This is a genomic window from Actinospineispora eucalypti (assembly GCF_039543365.1).
Taxonomy (GTDB): Bacteria; Actinomycetota; Actinomycetes; order Mycobacteriales; family Pseudonocardiaceae; genus Pseudonocardia; species Pseudonocardia eucalypti.
The window spans coordinates 284,633-301,617 of sequence record NZ_BAABJP010000039.1; the positions used below are offsets into that span (position 1 = coordinate 284,633).

The window sequence follows — 16,985 nt, forward strand, 5'->3', positions numbered from 1 at the left end:
CGGATCGGTACGTGACAGCGCTTGGTATGACCCTCGTCACCGGGTCATTGATCCCGCAATTAACATGTTGGTTCCGCGAGAAACGGGCTGGCCCGGTGGCGGCAAGGGGTGGGCATGGCTGGTGTGGCGGTGTCACGAGCTCCGGAGGCCCCACTGGTCGGGGCGTTGCCCTGGCTGGTCAGGGATCCGGTGGGGGTCTGCGAGCGGGCGGCGGTGTCCGGTGGCGGCTTCGCCCGGCTTCCGCTGGGACCCGCGGCGGTGTACGTCGTCTCCGATCCGGACCTGGTGCGCCGGGTACTGGTCGGCAACGCCGCCAACTACACCAAGGGCCGGCTGATGAACGGCATCCGGATCGCCTTCGGCGACGGACTGTTCACCTCCGAGGGCGCGCTGTGGCGGCGCCAGCGCCGGCTCATGCAACCGGCCTTCCAGCCGGCGGCCATGTCGCTGACCGCCGAGGTCACCGCCGACATCTGGCGCCGCCGACTGGACGGGTGGTCGGGCCGGGTCGACCTGCTGGCCGAGTTCCTGCACCTGGACATTGCCGTCATCCTGCGCGTGCTGTTCTCCGCCGACCTGCCGGCCGGCCGGGCCGAGGAGCTGGTGCGGCTGGCCGACCGGGTGTTCGCCGGGATGGCCGGGCAGCTGCCCGCGTTCTTCCTGCCCCGCTGGGTGCCGGTGCCCGGCCGGGCCGGCTACCGGCGGGCGGTGGACGGGCTGGGCACGGAGATCTCCCGGCTGATCTCGGAACACCGGCACGCCGGTTCCGGCGGCGAGCTGCTCACCGCGCTGCTCACCGAGCGCGACGAGACCGGCCGGCCGATGAGCGACCGGCAGGTGCGGGACGAGGTCTTCACCATGTTCATGGCCGGCTACGAGTCCACCGCGACCAGCCTGGCCTGGACCTGCGACCTGGTGGGCCGGCACCCGTCGGTCGCCGAGCGGCTGCGCGCCGAGGTGGACGAGGTCCTGGGCGGCCGGGAGCCCACCCTGGACGACCTGCCCGGGTTGGAGTACGCGGGGCGGGTGCTGTCCGAGGGGCTGCGGCTGTATCCGGCGTTCCCCATGTACTTCCGCGCCGCCGTCGAGGCCGACCGACTGGGCGGGTACCACGTGCCGGCCGGGGCGCAGCTGGTCGTCTGCCCATGGGCGGCGCACCGCGACCCGGCCTACTGGCCGGAGCCCGAACGGTTCGACCCGGACCGGTTCACCCCGGAGCGGGTGGCCGCCCGGCACCGGGGCGCGTACTTCCCCTTCGGCGTCGGCCAGCGGCGGTGCATCGGCGAACCCATGGCGCTCACCATCGCGCGCTTGGCGCTGGTAATGCTGGCGCAGCGGTTCGAGCTGGCTCCGGCCGGCTCGCGGCCGGCCGGCCGGTACGCGATGACCTACCAGCCCAGGGGCGGCGTCCCGGTGAGGGTGACGCCCCGCGATTGGTTCCACCCCACCGAGCCGGTCGGCGGCTGAAGACCGAGCTGATCATTGCTCACTTGAGAAGCTTGATCGACATCAACCTGAGGTACCTCGAACCCCGAGCAGACGTATGTGAGGTTGATGTCGATCACCTCCAGGTCGGCGACCCGGCCAGGTGGCGGTCTCCTCAAACTCCCCACCAGCCACAGCATGTGAATCCGCGTTGGCCGGTGTTGCGTATTTGTGCGCAGAGCAAAGCGGTCCGGGCGGAAGCCGTCGGGGTAGGCTTGGCCACATCTAGCTGTTGAAACGTTTCACTTTCGGGTGCGGGAGACGTGGACATGAGCGAAGCCGTGCGAGAGGCGCTGCGCGGGCAGCGGATCGAGACGCCGTCCTGGGCGTACGCCAACTCGGGCACCCGGTTCAAGGTGTTCGCGCAGGCCGGAGTGCCGCGTACGCCGGAGGAGAAGCTGGCCGACGCGGCTGTGGTGCACCGGCTGACCGGGGTGGCGCCGACGGTCGCGCTGCACATCCCGTGGGACCGGGTGGACGACTACGGGAAGCTCGCCGGCTACGCGCGGGACCTGGGCATCCGCATCGGCGCGATCAACTCCAACGTGTTCCAGGATGACGACTACAAGCTGGGCTCGGTGACCAACCCGGACCCGGCCGTGCGCCGCAAGGCCACCGATCACCTGCTGGAGTGCGTGGACGTCATGGACGCCACCGGCTCCCGGGACCTGAAGCTGTGGTTCTCCGACGGCACCAACTACCCGGGCCAGGACGACATCCGCGCCCGCCAGGACCGGCTGGCCGAGGCGCTGGGCGAGGTCTACCGGCGGCTCGGCCCGGACCAGCGGATGCTGCTGGAGTACAAGCTGTTCGAGCCGGCCTTCTACACCACCGACGTGCCGGACTGGGGCACCGCCTACGCGCACTGCGTGGAACTCGGCCCGAAGGCGACGGTGTGCATCGACACCGGGCACCACGCCCCGGGCACGAACATCGAGTTCATCGTGGCGTTCCTGCTGCGCGCCGGCCGCCTCGGCGCGTTCGACTTCAACTCCCGGTTCTACGCCGACGACGACCTGATGGTCGGTGCGGCCGACCCGTTCCAGCTGTTCCGGATCATGCACGAGATCGTCGCCGCCGGCGCCCTGGGTGCGGAGGCCGGAATCGCGTTCATGCTCGACCAGTGCCACAACATCGAGCCGAAGATCCCGGCGATCATCCGCTCGGTGCTGAACGTGCAGGAGGCCACGGCGAAGGCGCTGCTGGTGGACGCGAAAGCGCTGGCCGACGCGCAGCGGGCCGGCGACGTGCTGGGCGCCAACGCGGTGCTGATGGACGCCTTCGCCACCGACGTGCGGCCGCTGCTCGCGGAGCTGCGCGCCGAACAGGGCCTCGATCCGGACCCGCTCGCCGCGTACCGGGCGTCCGGGTACGCGGAGAAGATCGTGGCCGAACGGGTCGGCGGCGAGCAGGCGGGATGGGGCGCATGAGCGGCCCGGTCGAGGACCTGCTGGCCCGCTCGCACCGGTTGGGCGCCGACCCGCGCACCACCAACTACGCCGGCGGGAACACCTCGGCGAAGGGTACCGGCACCGACCCGGCCACCGGTGAACCGGTCGAGCTGATGTGGGTGAAGGGCTCCGGCGGCGACCTCGGCACGCTCACCGAGCGCGGCCTGGCGGTGCTCCGGGTGGACCGGCTGCGCGGTCTCCGGAACGTCTTCCCCGGGGTGGAGCGGGAGGACGAGATGGTCGCCGCGTTCGACTTCTGCCGGCACGGCACGGGCGGCGCTCCACCGTCCATCGACACCGCCATGCACGGGCTGCTGGACGCGCCGCACGTGGACCACCTGCACCCGGACGCCGGCATCGCGATCGCCGCCGCCGCCGACGGGGAGGCGCTGACCAAGCAGATCTTCGGTGACCGGGTGCTGTGGGTGCCCTGGCGGCGCCCCGGGTTCCAGCTCGGCCTGGACATCGCGGCCATCGCCGCCGAACACCCGGAAGCCATCGGGGTCATCCTGGGCGGGCACGGCATCACCGCGTGGGGCGCCACGTCCGACGAGTGTGAGGCGCGGTCACAGGAGATCATCCGGAGGGCGCAGCGATTCCTGGATGAACGGGGCACCGCGGAGCCGTTCGGCCCGGTGCGGCGGGGGTTCGAGCCGCTGCCCACGGCGGAACGCCGGGCCCGCGCGGCGGCGCTCGCGCCGGTGATCCGCGGGCTGGCCAGCACGGACCGCCGGCAGGTCGGCCACTTCACCGACAGCGACCCGGTGCTGGACTTCCTGTCCCGGGAGAAGCTCGGCCCGCTGGCCGCGCTGGGCACCTCCTGCCCGGACCACTTCCTGCGCACCAAGGTGCGCCCGCTGGTGCTGGACCTGCCGGCGGATGCGCCACTCGGCGAGGCGATCGACCGGCTGCGTGAGCTGCACGCCGAGTACCGCGAGGACTATGCGGCCTACTACCGGCGGCACGCGGAGGCGGACTCGCCGCCGATGCGCGGCGCCGACCCGGCGATCGTGCTGGTGCCCGGCGTGGGCATGTTCAGCTTCGGCGCGGACGGGCGGACCGCCCGGGTGGCCGGGGAGTTCTACCTGAACGCAATCAACGTGATGCGCGGGGCCGAGTCGGTGTCGCGCTACGCGCCGATCCCCGAGGCGGAGAAGTTCCGCATCGAGTACTGGGCGCTGGAGGAGGCCAAACTGGCCCGCTTGCCCAAGGCGAAACCGCTGGCCGGGCGGGTCGCCCTGGTCACCGGCGGCGGCTCGGGCATCGGCCGGGCCGTCGCGCACCGGCTGGCCGCCGAGGGCGCCTGCGTGGTGGTGGCCGACCGGGACGCCGAGTCGGCCGAGCGGGTGGCCGGCGAGCTGGGTTCGGCCGATATAGCGGTGCCGGTGACCGCCGACGTGACGGACGCGGCCGCGGTGCGAGCGGCGGTGGATGCGGCGGCGTTGGCGTTCGGCGGGGTTGACCTGGTGGTGAACAACGCCGGGTTGTCAGTCTCCAAGTCGCTGCTGGAGACCACCGAGGCCGACTGGGACATCCAGCACGGGGTCATGGCGCGCGGGTCCTTCCTGGTTTCCCAGGCGGCGGCACGAAGCATGATCGCGCAGCGCCTCGGGGGCGACATCGTGTACGTGGTCAGCAAGAACTCGGTGTTCGCCGGCCCGAACAACCTGGCCTACGGCGCCGCCAAGGCCGACCAGGCGCACCAGGTGCGGCTGCTGGCCGCCGAGTTGGGGGAGCACGGCATCCGGGTGAACGGGGTGAACCCGGACGGCGTGGTGCGCGGTTCGGGGATCTTCGCCGGTGGCTGGGGTGCCCAGCGGGCGGCCGTCTACGGCGTGCCGGAGGAGGAACTGGGCGCCTTCTACGCCGGTCGCACACTGCTCAAGCGGGAGGTGCTGCCGGAGCACGTGGCAGCGGCGGTGTTCGCGCTGACCGGCGGCGAGCTTTCCCGGACCACCGGCACCCACATCCCGGTGGACGCCGGCGTCCCGGCCGCCTTCCCCCGGTGACCTCGACCAGTCGGGTGGTCACCGTGGCCGCCGTGGACCTCGGCGGGTCCAGTGGCCGGGTGGTGCTCGGCCGGGTCGGCCCGGGCGAGCTGACCACCACCGAGGTGCACCGCTGCTGGAACGGCCCCATTCGGCTGGGCGGGCGGCTGCTCTGGGACGCGCTGGGCCTCTACCGGGGCGTGCTGGACGGCCTGCGGGCCGCCGGGCCGGTGGTCTCGGTGGGCATCGACACCTGGGGCGTGGACTATGGGCTGCTGGACGCCGACGGCGACCTGCTGGGCAACCCGCATTCCCACCGCGACGACCGCACCCTGGGCGCGGTGGAACGGGTGTCGGCGCGGGTGCCGCCGGGCGAGCTGTACGCGATCAGCGGGCTGCAGGAGATGCGGTTCAACACCGTCTACCAGCTGGCCGCCGCCGAGGGCAGCGCCGCACTGGCCGGCGCCCGCACGCTGCTGATGATGCCGGACCTGATCAGCTACTGGTTGACCGGCGTGGCCGGCGCCGAGGTCACCGCGGCATCCACCACCGGTCTGATGGGCGCACGCACCCGGGCCTGGGAACCCGATCTGATGCGCCGTCTGGGCATCGACCCCGGGCTGTTCCAGGAGCCGCGCGAACCCGGCACTCCGGCCGGCGAGCTGACCGGCCACGTGCTCGCCGAGACGAGGCTGGACGGGCCGACGCCGGTGATAGCGGTGGGCGGGCACGACACGGCGTCCGCGCTGGTCGGCATGCCCGTGACCGCCGCGCGGTTCGGCTACATCTCCTGCGGCACCTGGTCGCTGGTGGGCCTGGAGCTGGACGCCCCGGTGCTCACCGACGCCAGCCGGGTGGCCTCGTTCTCCAACGAGCTCGGCGTGGACGGCACGGTGCGCTACCTGCACAACGTGATGGGGCTGTGGCTGCTGTCCGAGTCGATGCGCACCTGGCGGCGCACCGACCTGGCCGAGCTGCTCGATCAGGCCGGGCGGCTGCCCGCGCTGGTCTCGGTGGTCGACCCGGACGCGCCGGAGTTCCTGCCGCCGGGGGACATGCCGGCCCGGATCGCGGAGGCCTGCCGACGGCTCGACCAGCCGGTGCCGGAAACGCCGGCCGCGCTGGTCCGGTGCATCCTGGACAGCCTGGCGCTGGCCTACCGGCGGACCCTGTTCGCGGCCTGCGAGCACGCCGGCCGGGACATGGACGTGGTGCACCTGGTCGGCGGCGGCGCGCGCAACGCGCTGCTCTGCCAGCTCACCGCCGACGCCTGCCAGCGCCCGGTGATCGCCGGCCCCACCGAAGCCGCCGCACTCGGCAACGTCCTCATCCAGGCCCGCACCCTAGGGAGCGCGCCCACCACGCTGCCCGAGCTACGCACCCTGGTCGCCACCACCCAAACCCTGACCCACTACCACCCCCGCACCCCCGCCACCCCCTGGACCGCCGCCACCCGCCGCCTCTAACTCCCGATTCAGTGCTTTCAGCAGGCTGATTCAGTGCTTTCAGCAGGGTGATTCAGTGTCTTCCGGCGCGCAGCGGCTGCTGAAGTGACTGAATCAGGGTGCTGAAGGCACTGAATCGGGCGACGCGGGAGCGCGGGTTAGTCGGCCAGGTGGGTGAGGGTGTGGAGGAGGTTGTGGGGGTCGGCGATGTCGGCCACCAGGGTTTGTTCCAGGTCGGCCAGTTTCGCCGTGACCTTGCGGTGGGTGGCGCGGCCGCGGGAGCTGAGGTAGACGCGGACCCGGCGGCGGTCGGCGGGGTCCACCTCGCGGTAGGCCACGGCGGTGAGCACCAGCCGGTCGGTGACCCGGGTCAGGGTGGGGCCGGTGACCAGGGTGGCGGCCGCGAGCTCGGTCATCGTGGAGCCGCGTGCCGCGGCCAGCGCGTCGATGACCAGCCACTGGTCCAGGGTCAGGCCCGCCGACTTCAGCACCGGTTCCACCTTGGCGGTGACCCGCCGGGCGGCCCGGGTGAGCGTGCGGACCAGCCGGACGTCCGACTGCGTCTCCACCGGGCGCCAAACTGGGCGCCCGCCCGATGCCGGCTCCGCCGCTGTTTCCATTCCGCCATCCCCGTACTTGTGTAAATCTTGTGCGATTGTAAGACTTCCACCTGAAAGTAAGCCAGCGCAGAAGGTTCCACCCTTTTCGGGAGGCGGTCACGTGCAACCCGCCGCCGTCCGCGACCGGGCCAGCACCTGGCGGGTCGCGATGGTGATCCCGCTGCAGGGGCCGGCCGGCCTGTTCGGCCCGTCGTGCGAGGCGATCAGCCAGCTCGCCGCGCACGAGCTGAACCAGGAGGGCGGCATCCTGGGGCGCGAGGTGCGGGTGCGCATCGTGGACGGCGGCGCGCCGCCCGAGCGGGTGGCCGCCGAGCTGGGCCGGCTGCTGCGCGACGGTGAGGTCGACGCGGTCACCGGCTGGCACATTTCCTCGGTGCGGCACGCGCTGGCGCCGGTGCTGGCCGACCGGGTGCCCTACGTCTACACGTCGCTCTACGAGGGCGGCGAGCGGCGGGCCGGGATCTACTGCTGCGGCGAGGTCCCCCGGTTCCAGATCCGCCCCGCCCTGCACTGGCTGCGCGAGCACCTGGCCGTGCGCCGGTGGCACATCGTGGGTGACGACTACGTGTGGCCGCGCGGTTCGGCCGTCGCGGTTCGCCGGTACGCCCGCGAGCTGGACCTGGACATCGTGGGGGAGAGCTTCGTGCGGCTCGGCTCCGGAGCGGCCGGGCGGATGGCCGAGCGGGTCGCCGCCAGCGGCTGCGACGGCGTGCTGATGCTGCTGGTCGGGCAGGACGCGGTGCGGTTCAACCGGCGCTTCGGCGCGCTGGGCCTGCACGAGCGGATCGTCCGGTACTCCCCGCTGATGGAGGAGAACATGCTGCTGGCCAGCGGCGCCGGCGCGACCAGGAACCTGTTCGTGTCCGCCGGGTACTTCCGCTCGCTGGTCACCGCCGACGCGCTCGACCTGGTCGGCCGGTACACCGGCCTGCACGGGGCGACCGCGCCGCCGTTGAACAACATGGCCGAGTCCTGCTACGAGGGCATGCACACGATGGCCCGGCTGGCCGGGCGGGCCGGGTCCGCCGACCTGCGCGCGCTGAACGCGGCGATCGACGGCGTGGCCTACCACGGGCCGCGCGGCACCGTGGAGTTCCACGGCCCGCAGGCCGCTCAGCACGTCTACCTCGCGGTGGCCGACGGCCACGACTTCGATGTGATCACCCGCCTCTGATCTGCGCCGACCCGCGCGGCAGGGGCCTTGTTGCGATCTATTAGTTTCATATGAAATAGTTCTATGTGACGGTCAACCCACGCAACGAAGCGGGAGGATGACGATGAGCAATGTCGGCCTGCTCTATGTCGGAGCGGTCCTTTTGGTCAACGGCCTGATGCTGCTGGGCCACGTACCGGCCCGGTCGGCGGCGGTGCTAAACCTGTTCGTCGGGGCGCTGCAGTGCGTCACCCCGGTGGTACTGATCATCCAGGCCGGCGGCAACGCGGACGCCATCCTGGGCGCCTCCGGGCTGTTCCTGTTCGGTTTCACCTACCTGTACGTCGGCATCGTCAACCTGGCCGGCCTGGAGCCGGAGGGGATCGGCTGGTTCTCGCTGTTCGTCGCGGGCGCCGCCGTGGTGTACGCCGGGCTGTCCTTCGGTCACCTCGCCGACCCGGTCTTCGGCGTCATCTGGCTGGCCTGGGCCGTGCTCTGGACGCTGTTCTTCCTGGTGCTCGGCCTCGGCCGGGAGCGGCTGACCCGGTTCACCGGCTGGGCCGTGGTGCTGCTGTCCCAACCCACCTGCACCGTGCCGGCGTTCCTGGGCATGACCGGCGGCTACCGGTCCACCGGCGGCCTGGCGCTGCTCGCCGCGCTGGTCTTCGCCGCCCTGTTCGGCCTGGCCGCGGTGCTCGGTCGGCACCACCAGAACGCGCCGGCACCCAACTCGATCGTTCCCGCCTGATCAACCGAAGGAGAAACGCATGCGACACGGTGACATCTCAGCCAGCCCGGACACCGTCGGCGTGGCGGTGGTGAACTACAAGATGCCCCGGCTGCATACCAAGGCCGAGGTGCTGGACAACGCGCGCAAGATCGCCGACATGCTGATCGGCATGAAGACCGGGCTGCCCGGCATGGACCTGGTGGTGTTCCCGGAGTACTCCACCCAGGGGATCATGTACGACCAGGAGGAGATGTACGCGACGGCGGCCACCGTGCCCGGTGAGGAGACCGACATCTTCGCCGCCGCCTGCCGGGAGGCCAACACCTGGGGCGTCTTCTCCATCACCGGTGAGCAGCACGAGGACCACCCGAACAAGCCGCCGTACAACACCCTGGTGCTGATCAACAACCGCGGCGAGATCGTGCAGAAGTACCGCAAGATCCTGCCCTGGTGCCCCATCGAGGGGTGGTACCCGGGCGACTCCACCTACGTCACCGAGGGGCCGAAGGGCCTGAAGATCTCGCTGATCATCTGCGACGACGGCAACTACCCGGAGATCTGGCGGGACTGCGCCATGAAGGGCGCCGAGCTGATCGTGCGCTGCCAGGGCTACATGTACCCGGCCAAGGACCAGCAGGTGCTCATGGCCAAGGCGATGGCCTGGGCCAACAACTGTTACGTGGCGGTGGCCAACGCGGCCGGGTTCGACGGCGTCTACTCCTACTTCGGCCACTCGTCGATCATCGGCTTCGACGGCCGCACGCTGGGCGAGACCGGCGAGGAGGAGTACGGCATCCAGTACGCGCAGCTGTCGCTGTCCGCGATCCGGGACGCCCGCGAGTTCGACCAGTCGCAGAACCACCTGTTCAAGCTGCTCCACCGGGGCTACTCAGGCGTGCACGCGGCCGGCGACGGGGACAAGGGCGTCGCGGACTGCCCGTTCGAGTTCTACCGCGAGTGGGTCACCGACGCGCAGAAGACCCAGGAGCGGGTGGAGGCGATCACCCGGAGCACCGTCGGGGTGGCCGACTGCCGGGTGGGCGAGCTGCCCGTCGAGCGGACCATGCAGGCCTGAGCGCGGGTGCCATGCCGTTCCTGACCGACATGTACCACGAACAGAACCGCCGGCGGGACGGCCGGGCCGACGGCGCGCCGGTCGCCATTGCGGATGGCCGGCCGCCGCCGGGGACGTTCGACGCCTCGGCGGTGGCCGAGCGGCTGCGGGCCAGGGTGATCGGCCAGGACCGGGCGGTGGCGGCGGTGTTGCGTGGGCTGGTGCTCGCGCGCGCCGGCGTCAACGACCCGGACCGGCCGTTGGCCAACCTGCTGCTGGTCGGCCCTACCGGGGTGGGCAAGACCGAGCTGGTCCGCCGGGTGGCGGCCGAGCTGCGCTCCGGGCCGGACGACCTGTGCCGGGTGGACATGAACTCGCTGGCCCAGGAGCACTACGCCGCGTCGTTCAGCGGTGCGCCGCCCGGCTACGCCGGGAGCAAGGAGGCGTTCACGCTGTTCGACCCGACCACGGTCGAGGGCGACCCGTACACCCCGGGGATCGTGCTGTTCGACGAGGTGGAGAAGGCCCACCCCACGGTGCTGCGGGCGCTGTTGCAGGTGCTGGACAGCGGCACGCTGCGGCTGGCCAGCGGGCAGCGCACCATCTCGTTCCGCAACTCGTTCGTGTTCCTCACCTCCAACCTGGGCTCCACCGAGCTGGCCCGCCGGGCCGGATCCCGCTGGCGGCGGATCCGGTACCGGGACGACGAGTCGGTGGTGCGCGGGGCACTGCGGGACTTCTTCGACCCGGAGTTCCTCAACCGGATCGACGAGACCGTCGTGTTCGGCTCGCTGGACCGCGCGGCGTGCGCGCGCATCGCCGCCCTGGAGGCGGCGCTGCTGGTCAAGCGGCTGAGCCGGCGGCGGGTCGAGCTGTCCGTGGACGAGTCGGCGATCCGCCTGCTGGCCGAGCGCGGCTTCGACCCGGTGTACGGGGCGCGCGGGCTGCGCCGGGTGGTGCGCGAGCTCCTGGCCACCCCGGTGGCCGAGCTGCTCACCCGCCCCGGCGAGCGGCCGACCCGGCTCGGTGCGACGGCGCGGGACGGGAGGATCACCGTGGGGGAGTGGGCAATCGACTGAATCACCGTGCTGAAGTGACTGAATCAGCGTGCTGAAGTGACTGAATCAGCGTGCTGAAGTGACTGAATCACCGTGCTGGAGTGACTGAATCAGGGGGGTGGGGGGCCGAAGTGGGTGGGGGTGGCGGCGGTCCAGTCGTGGGCCCAGGCTTCGGGGGGTGAGTCCAGGAGTTCGCCGGGGCGTAGCCAGTCGTAGAGCTCGGCGTAGCTGCGCACCTCGGTGGGGGAGATCCGGCGGCGCAGCAGGCCGGGGTGCAGCTCGCCGGGGTCGTGCACGCCCAGCGAGGCCATGATCCGGGTGGCGCTGGCCACCGTGGCCCGGTGGAATCTCTCCACCCGGTGCGACTTGTCCGGCACGTCCAGCGCGCGCGCCCGGCGCCGGTCCTGGGTGGCCACGCCGACCGGGCAGGTGTTGGTGTGGCAGCTCTGGGCCTGGATGCAACCGACGGCGAACATCATCGCCCTCGCCGCGTTGGTGTAGTCCGCGCCCTGGCACAGCCGCTTCACGATGTCCGACCCGCTGGCCACCTTGCCCGAGGCGCCGATCCGCACCCGGTCCCGCAGGCCGGCGCCGACCAGCGCGTTGTGCACGGTGATCAGGCCTTCGGTGAGCGGCGTGCCGACGTGGTCCAGGAACTCCAGCGGCGCCGCGCCGGTACCGCCCTCCGCGCCGTCCACGATGATGAAGTCCGGCGCGGTGCCCACCTCGCGCATCGCCTTGCACATTGCCAGCACATCGCGGCGCTGTCCGACGCACAGCTTGAAGCCGACCGGCTTGCCCTCGGCCAGCTCGCGCAGCTCGGCCACGAACTCGATCAGCCCGACCGGGGTGCTGAACGCCCGGTGTGCCGGCGGGGAGATCACCGTCCGGCCGATCGGCACCCCTCGCACACCGGCGATCTCCGCGTTCACCTTCGGCCCGGGCAGCACCCCGCCCAGGCCGGGCTTGGCGCCCTGGGACAGCTTGATCGACACGCAGCGAACCGCCGGGTGCGCGGCCTTCTCCTTGAACTGGGCCGGGTCGAAGTCACCGTCCGGGGTCCGGCAGCCGAAGTAGCCGGTGCCGAGCTCCCAGACCAGGTCGCCGCCCGGGCGCAGGTGGTACTCGGACAGCCCGCCCTCGCCGGTGTCGTGGGCGAAGCCGCCGTGCGCCGCGCCGGTGTTCAGGGCCAGGATCGCGTTGGAGGAGAGCGAGCCGAAGGACATCGCCGAGACGTTCAGCAGCGACATCCGGTACGGCTGGCGGCAGTCCGGGCCGCCGATCCGCACCGTCGGCGGCGCCTCCGGCATGGGCAGCGGGCACATCGCGTGCACGAAGTGCTCGTAGCCGACCTCGTAGACCTCGCGCTCGGTGCCGAACGGCTCCTCGGCCTCGGTGCCCTTGGCCCGCTGGTAGACCAGCGAGCGGACCTCCCGGTCGTACGGCTGGCCGTCGGTGTTGCGTTCCACGAAGTACTGCTGGACCTCCGGGCGGATCGACTCCAGCAGGAACCGCATGTGGCCGGTGATCGGGTAGTTGCGCAGCACCGAGTGCTGCCGCTGGGCCAGGTCGAACCCGCCGAGCACGCACAGAGCCAGCAGCGGGACGGCGGCCAGCCACCACCAGGGGCTGGTGGCTGCCAGCCAGATCGTCACGACGGCGCCGGCGACAACGGCGGCGACCGGGAGGTAGCGCGTCACACCCGGCACATTAGTCCGACGACGGATTGTCGCTCAGGTCACCAGGTCGGTGATCAGCCGGAGCGTGTCCGGGCTGCCGCTGACCACCATGGTGGTGAGCAGCGAGTCCCGCCACTGGGGCAGCTCTTCGGCGATCTTCGCCTTGGGTCCGATCAGCGCGACCTGCTCGACCAGCGACAGCGGCACCGAGGCGATCGCCTGGTCCTTGCGCCCGGACAGGTAGAGCTCCTGGATCTGGGCGCACTCGTCCTCGTAGCCCATCCGGGCGAACACGTCGTAGTGGAAGTTGGCGCCCTTGGCGCCCATGCCGCCGATGTACAGCGCCAGGTGCGGTCGGATCTGGTTGGCGGCGGTCTCCACGTCGTCGTCCACCACCACGCTGACCATGCCGACGACCTCGAAGTCGTCCGGCTTGCGCCGGGCACCCGGGCGGGCGAAGCCCTCGGCCAGCGCGTCCCGGTAGTGCTGGTCGGCGCGCGGGGCGTAGAACAGCGGCTGCCACCCGTCGCCGATCTCGGCGGCCATCGCCACGTTCTTCGGGCCTTCGGCGGCCAGCAGGATCGGGATCTCCTCCCGCAGCGGGTGCAGCGTGGACCGCAGGGGCTTGCCCAGCCCGGCGCCGCCCGGGTGCGGGATGGTGTAGTGATCGCCTTCGAACCGGACGGTCTCCCGGGCGATGGTGGAGCGCAGGATCCGCACGTACTCCCGGGTGCGGGCCAGCGGCTTCGGGTACGGCTGGCCGTACCAGCCCTCCACCACCTGGGGCCCCGACGCTCCGATGCCGATCACCACCCGGCCGCCGGAGAGGTGATCCAGGGTCATCGCGGCCATCGCCGTCGCGGTGGGGGTGCGGGCGGACAGCTGGATCACCGAGGTGCCCAGGCGGATCCGCTCGGTGTGCGCGCCCAGCCAGGCCAGCGGGGTGAGCGCGTCGGACCCGTAGGCCTCGGCGGTCCACATCGAGTCGAACCCCAGGTCCTCGGCGGCGGCCACCTGCTCGGCGACCCCCGGCGGGGGCCCCGCTGACCAGTACCCGAGCGCCAACCCCAGCTTCATCGCCACTACTCCTCGATCGCGGTTTGTCCTGAGATCGTGGCACGCCGGCTGCCGGCCGGCTTGGCGAACACCACCCAGCGCATGGCGCTGTAGATGAACACCGCCTCGCAGGCGCCCGCGATCAACCGGGCCACGTGGTACTGCAGGCCCAGTGCGGCGAGGCCGCCGCCGACGCCGAGCAGGATCACCGCGTAGTTGATCAGGATCACGATGAAGAACAGCAGCGCCTGCCGCCCGACCGGCGCGTGGGAGTGGAAGTTCAGCCACCGGTTCAGCACGAAGCTGAGCGAGAACGCGATCGCGTAGCCCACCGTGATGGACACCCGAACCGGCAGGTCCAGCCAGCTGTGCGCCAGGGTGAGCAGCAGCAGGTCGACGCCGAAGGTGAACCCGTTGATCGCGGCGAAGCCGAGGAAGTTCGGCGGCACCACCCGGGACAGCCCGAACGGCAGACGGCGCGCCACGGCGTCGCACAGGTCGGAGAAACGATCGGCCACAGGTTTCCGGCGCGGGACGCCGCCCTGGTCGGTCACGTCTCCAGGATGCCAGGCCGCCGCGCGCGGGGTTTCTAGGGCCTCGGGATGGAGCGCAGGTTGCTGCGGGCCAGCTCGATCATCTTGCCCACCCCGCCGTCCAGCACGGTGCGGGTGGCGGCCAGCGCGAAGCCGCGCACCTGGCTGGCCGTGATGTGCGGCGGGATGGACAGGGCGTTGGGGTCGGTGTGCACGTCCACCAGGTACGGGCCGGGGGCGCGCAGCGCCGTGCGCAGCGCCTTGGGCAGGTCGGCCGGGTCGTCGACGGTGACGGACGGCAGCCCGGCCGCCCTAGCCACCCCGGCGAGGTCGGCCACGCCGTGGTCGGTCTGGAAGGACGGGTAGCCGGCGACCATCATCTCCAGCCGGATCATGCCCAGCGAGCCGTTGTTGAATGCCACGATCTTCACCGGCAGGTCGTGCTCGGCCACGGTGAGCAGCTCGCCCAGCAGCATGGTCAGCCCGCCGTCGCCGGACATGGAGACGATCTGCCGGCCCGGCGCCGCGTAGGCCGCGCCGATCGCGTGCGGCAGTGCGTTCGCCATGGTGCCGTGCCGGAACGAGCCGATGATCCGCCGCCGACCCGTCGGGGTCAGGTAGCGGGCCGCCCACACGTTGCACATGCCGGTGTCCACGGTGACCACCGCGTCGTCGTCCATCTCCTCGTCCAGCAGCGCGGCCAGGTACTCCGGATGCACCGGGCGCAGGTTCTGGGCGTTCGCGGTGTACGCGCTGACCACCTTCTCCAGCGCGGCCGCGTGCCGGCGGAGCATGCGGTCCAGGAAGCTCCGGTCGGTCTTGCGGCCCAGCAGTGGCAGCACCGCGCGCAGGGTGGCACCCACGTCGCCCTGCACGCCAAGCTCCAGTTTGGTCCGCCGGCCCAGGTGGGCGGCCTCCCGGTCCACCTGCACGGTGCGGGCCTGGGGGAGGAACGTGTCGTAGGGGAAGTCGGTGCCCAGCAGGATCAGCAGATCCGCCTCGTGCGTGGCGTCGTAGCAGGCGCCGTAGCCGAGCAGCCCGCTCATGCCGACGTCGTACGGGTTGTCGTACTGGATCCACTCCTTGCCGCCGAGCGAGTGCCCGATCGGCGCGTGTACCCGGCCGGCCAGCTCCAGCACCTCGTCGCGGGCGTCCCGCACCCCGGCACCGACGAAGAGGGCGACGGACCCGGCGTTGTTGATCTTTTCGGCCAGTGCGCGGACCTTGTCCGGGTCCGGCTGCAGCACGGCGGTGGGGGAGACCAGGTCGCTGTGCCCGGTCGGGTGGGGGGCCGGCTCGCCGCCCAGGTCGCCGGGCAGCACCAGCACGCCGACGCCCTGACGGGCCAGCGCGGTCTGCATGGCGATCCGCTGCAGCCGGGGCAGCTGCTCCGGGCGCGAGACCAACTCGCAGTAGGCGCTGCATTCCAGGAACAGGTGTTGTGGGTGGGTCTCCTGGAAGTAGTTGGTGCCGATCTGGGTGGACGGGATGTGTGAGGCGATGGCCAGCACCGGGGCGCCGCTGCGGTGCGCGTCGTAGAGGCCCTGCACCAGGTGCGTGTTGCCCGGCCCGCAGCTGCCCGCGCACACCGCGAGCCTCCCGGTGAGCTGGGCCTCGGCGGCCGCGGCCAGCGCGGCTGCCTCCTCGTTGTGGACGTGCACCCAGTCCATGTCCGGGTTGCGCCGGATCGCGTCGGCGATGGGGTTCAGGCTGTCCCCGACCAGCCCGTACACCCGGCGCACGCCGGCCTGGGTGAGTACCTCGATCATCTGGTCGGCAACGGTCTGCGCCATGAAACCGACTCTAGCCCCGGATCTCCGACGACCCCGGCCCACGGTCAGTAGCCGACGCACACCCGACGCCGCACGGTAAGCCGTCACGCCGCGCATGGTGCGAGCTGTGCGGCGTGACGGCTTCTTGTGCGGCGTCGGGTGGCTGGCCGGCGGCGGTGCCGGGCCTCGGACCGTTAGGTAAGGCGCTCGCGGAGGGCGTCGAGCTCGTCGGCCAGAGAGGCGGGCAGGCGGTCGCCGATCTTGTCGAACCACTCCTCGATCAGGGCGAGCTCGTCGCGCCACTCCTCGGGGCGCACGGCCAGCGCCTCGTCGATGTCGCGCGCGTCGGCGTCCAGGCCGGCCAGGTCCAGGTCGGCGGCGGCGGGCACGAAGCCGACCGGGGTCTCGGTTGCGTTGCCGGTGCCCTCGATCCGCTCGGTGATCCACTTGAGCACGCGGGAGTTCTCCCGGAAACCGGGCCACAGGAAGCGCCGGTCGGTGCCGCGGCGGAACCAGTTCACGTGGAAGATCCTGGGCAGCTTGGCCGCGTCGGCGTTCTTGCCCAGGTCCAGCCAGTGGCTCAGGTAGTCGCCGGCGTGGTAGCCGAGGAAGGGCAGCATGGCCATCGGGTCGCGGCGCACCACGCCGACCTTGCCGGTGGCCGCCGCAGTCGTCTCCGAGGAGAGGGTCGCGCCGAGGAACACGCCGTGCTGCCAGTCCCGGGACTCGGTGACCAGCGGCACGGTGTTCGCCCGCCGCCCGCCGAACAGGATCGCCGAGATCGGCACCCCGGCCGGGTCCTGCCACTCCGGCGCGACGATCGGGCACTGGTCGATGGGCGTGCAGAACCGGGAGTTCGGGTGCGCCGCCGGTTCGTCCGAGGCCGGCGACCAGTCGCGGCCCTTCCAGTCGGTCAGGTGCGCGGGCGCCTCGGGCGTCATGCCCTCCCACCACACGTCGC

At 71.7% G+C, this 16,985-nt stretch carries 14 protein-coding genes; 8 read left to right on the forward strand and 6 right to left on the reverse strand.

Annotated elements, in window-relative coordinates; translation table 11 throughout:
- Positions 1 to 114 precede the first annotated feature (114 nt).
- From ABEB12_RS31100 to ABEB12_RS31115, 4 genes are all read left to right on the forward strand, one after another.
- Positions 115 to 1,467 (forward strand): cytochrome P450, encoded by a 1,353-nt coding sequence (locus ABEB12_RS31100; RefSeq protein WP_185065474.1) that lies wholly within the window; start codon positions 115 to 117, stop codon positions 1,465 to 1,467.
- Positions 1,468 to 1,754: 287 nt separating this feature from the next.
- Positions 1,755 to 2,915 carry an L-rhamnose isomerase gene (gene rhaI / locus ABEB12_RS31105; RefSeq protein ID WP_185065475.1) on the forward strand — a complete coding sequence of 387 codons (1,161 nt, stop codon included), beginning with the start codon at positions 1,755 to 1,757 and terminating at the stop codon, positions 2,913 to 2,915.
- On the forward strand, positions 2,912 to 4,945 hold the full coding sequence (locus ABEB12_RS31110; RefSeq protein WP_185065476.1) for a bifunctional aldolase/short-chain dehydrogenase: 2,034 nt from the start codon (positions 2,912 to 2,914) through the stop codon (positions 4,943 to 4,945). The genes rhaI and ABEB12_RS31110 overlap by 4 nt, the downstream gene beginning before the upstream one ends.
- Positions 4,942 to 6,390, forward strand: coding sequence for a rhamnulokinase (locus ABEB12_RS31115; protein WP_345703286.1), 1,449 nt, complete (start codon positions 4,942 to 4,944; stop codon positions 6,388 to 6,390). Before ABEB12_RS31110 ends, ABEB12_RS31115 begins: the two co-directional genes overlap by 4 nt.
- Positions 6,391 to 6,527: 137 nt before the next feature.
- On the opposite strand, the gene ABEB12_RS31120 is transcribed toward ABEB12_RS31115, so the two are convergent.
- Positions 6,528 to 6,938 (reverse strand): MarR family winged helix-turn-helix transcriptional regulator, encoded by a 411-nt coding sequence (locus tag ABEB12_RS31120; protein ID WP_345703287.1) that lies wholly within the window; start codon positions 6,936 to 6,938, stop codon positions 6,528 to 6,530.
- Between the two features lie 151 nt (positions 6,939 to 7,089).
- On the opposite strand from ABEB12_RS31120, the gene ABEB12_RS31125 reads away from it, so the two are divergent.
- The 4 genes from ABEB12_RS31125 to ABEB12_RS31140 all read left to right on the forward strand — a co-directional run bounded on the left by ABEB12_RS31125 (position 7,090) and on the right by ABEB12_RS31140 (position 11,005).
- Positions 7,090 to 8,163 carry a substrate-binding domain-containing protein gene (locus ABEB12_RS31125; protein ID WP_345703288.1) on the forward strand — a complete coding sequence of 358 codons (1,074 nt, stop codon included), beginning with the start codon at positions 7,090 to 7,092 and terminating at the stop codon, positions 8,161 to 8,163.
- Between the two features lie 103 nt (positions 8,164 to 8,266).
- Complete coding sequence (locus tag ABEB12_RS31130) at positions 8,267 to 8,890, forward strand: AmiS/UreI family transporter (protein WP_185065478.1); 624 nt, start codon at positions 8,267 to 8,269, stop codon at positions 8,888 to 8,890.
- A gap of 19 nt (positions 8,891 to 8,909) precedes the next feature.
- The gene (locus tag ABEB12_RS31135; RefSeq protein ID WP_185065479.1) at positions 8,910 to 9,947 is read left to right on the forward strand and encodes an aliphatic amidase; all 1,038 of its coding nucleotides are present in this window, start codon (positions 8,910 to 8,912) and stop codon (positions 9,945 to 9,947) included.
- An 11-nt stretch (positions 9,948 to 9,958) separates the two neighbouring features.
- A complete protein-coding gene (locus ABEB12_RS31140; RefSeq protein ID WP_185065480.1) occupies positions 9,959 to 11,005 on the forward strand; it encodes an AAA family ATPase in 1,047 nt (348 codons plus the stop codon).
- An 89-nt stretch (positions 11,006 to 11,094) separates the two neighbouring features.
- Here ABEB12_RS31140 and ABEB12_RS31145 read toward each other — a convergent pair whose 3' ends face one another.
- The 5 genes from ABEB12_RS31145 to ABEB12_RS31165 all read right to left on the reverse strand — a co-directional run.
- Positions 11,095 to 12,684 (reverse strand): glutamate synthase-related protein, encoded by a 1,590-nt coding sequence (locus tag ABEB12_RS31145; RefSeq protein ID WP_185065481.1) that lies wholly within the window; start codon positions 12,682 to 12,684, stop codon positions 11,095 to 11,097.
- A 33-nt stretch (positions 12,685 to 12,717) separates the two neighbouring features.
- Positions 12,718 to 13,740, reverse strand: a complete 1,023-nt coding sequence (locus ABEB12_RS31150; protein ID WP_185065482.1) for an LLM class F420-dependent oxidoreductase — start codon at positions 13,738 to 13,740, stop codon at positions 12,718 to 12,720.
- Between the two features lie 5 nt (positions 13,741 to 13,745).
- Positions 13,746 to 14,273: a GtrA family protein gene (locus ABEB12_RS31155; RefSeq protein WP_185065483.1), complete on the reverse strand. Its 528-nt coding sequence runs from the start codon at positions 14,271 to 14,273 to the stop codon at positions 13,746 to 13,748.
- Positions 14,274 to 14,308: 35 nt separating this feature from the next.
- On the reverse strand, positions 14,309 to 16,045 hold the full coding sequence (locus ABEB12_RS31160) for a pyruvate dehydrogenase (RefSeq protein ID WP_185065484.1): 1,737 nt from the start codon (positions 16,043 to 16,045) through the stop codon (positions 14,309 to 14,311).
- 173 nt (positions 16,046 to 16,218) lie between these two features.
- A partial coding sequence (locus tag ABEB12_RS31165; RefSeq protein ID WP_345703289.1) for a phosphoenolpyruvate carboxykinase domain-containing protein occupies positions 16,219 to 16,985 on the reverse strand: 767 nt, incomplete at its 5' end.

Excerpts from the sequence above, each read along its gene's own strand:
- rhaI (WP_185065475.1), top strand. The coding sequence starts at position 1,755 with ATGAGCGAAGCCGTGCGAGAGGCGCTGCGCGGGCAGCGGATCGAGACG.
- ABEB12_RS31100 (WP_185065474.1), top strand. The coding sequence starts at position 115 with ATGGCTGGTGTGGCGGTGTCACGAGCTCCGGAGGCCCCACTGGTCGGG.
- ABEB12_RS31150 (WP_185065482.1), bottom strand. The coding sequence starts at position 13,740 with ATGAAGCTGGGGTTGGCGCTCGGGTACTGGTCAGCGGGGCCCCCGCCG.
- ABEB12_RS31110 (WP_185065476.1), top strand. The coding sequence starts at position 2,912 with ATGAGCGGCCCGGTCGAGGACCTGCTGGCCCGCTCGCACCGGTTGGGC.
- ABEB12_RS31160 (WP_185065484.1), bottom strand. The coding sequence starts at position 16,045 with ATGGCGCAGACCGTTGCCGACCAGATGATCGAGGTACTCACCCAGGCC.
- ABEB12_RS31130 (WP_185065478.1), top strand. The coding sequence starts at position 8,267 with ATGAGCAATGTCGGCCTGCTCTATGTCGGAGCGGTCCTTTTGGTCAAC.
- ABEB12_RS31140 (WP_185065480.1), top strand. The coding sequence starts at position 9,959 with ATGCCGTTCCTGACCGACATGTACCACGAACAGAACCGCCGGCGGGAC.
- ABEB12_RS31135 (WP_185065479.1), top strand. The coding sequence starts at position 8,910 with ATGCGACACGGTGACATCTCAGCCAGCCCGGACACCGTCGGCGTGGCG.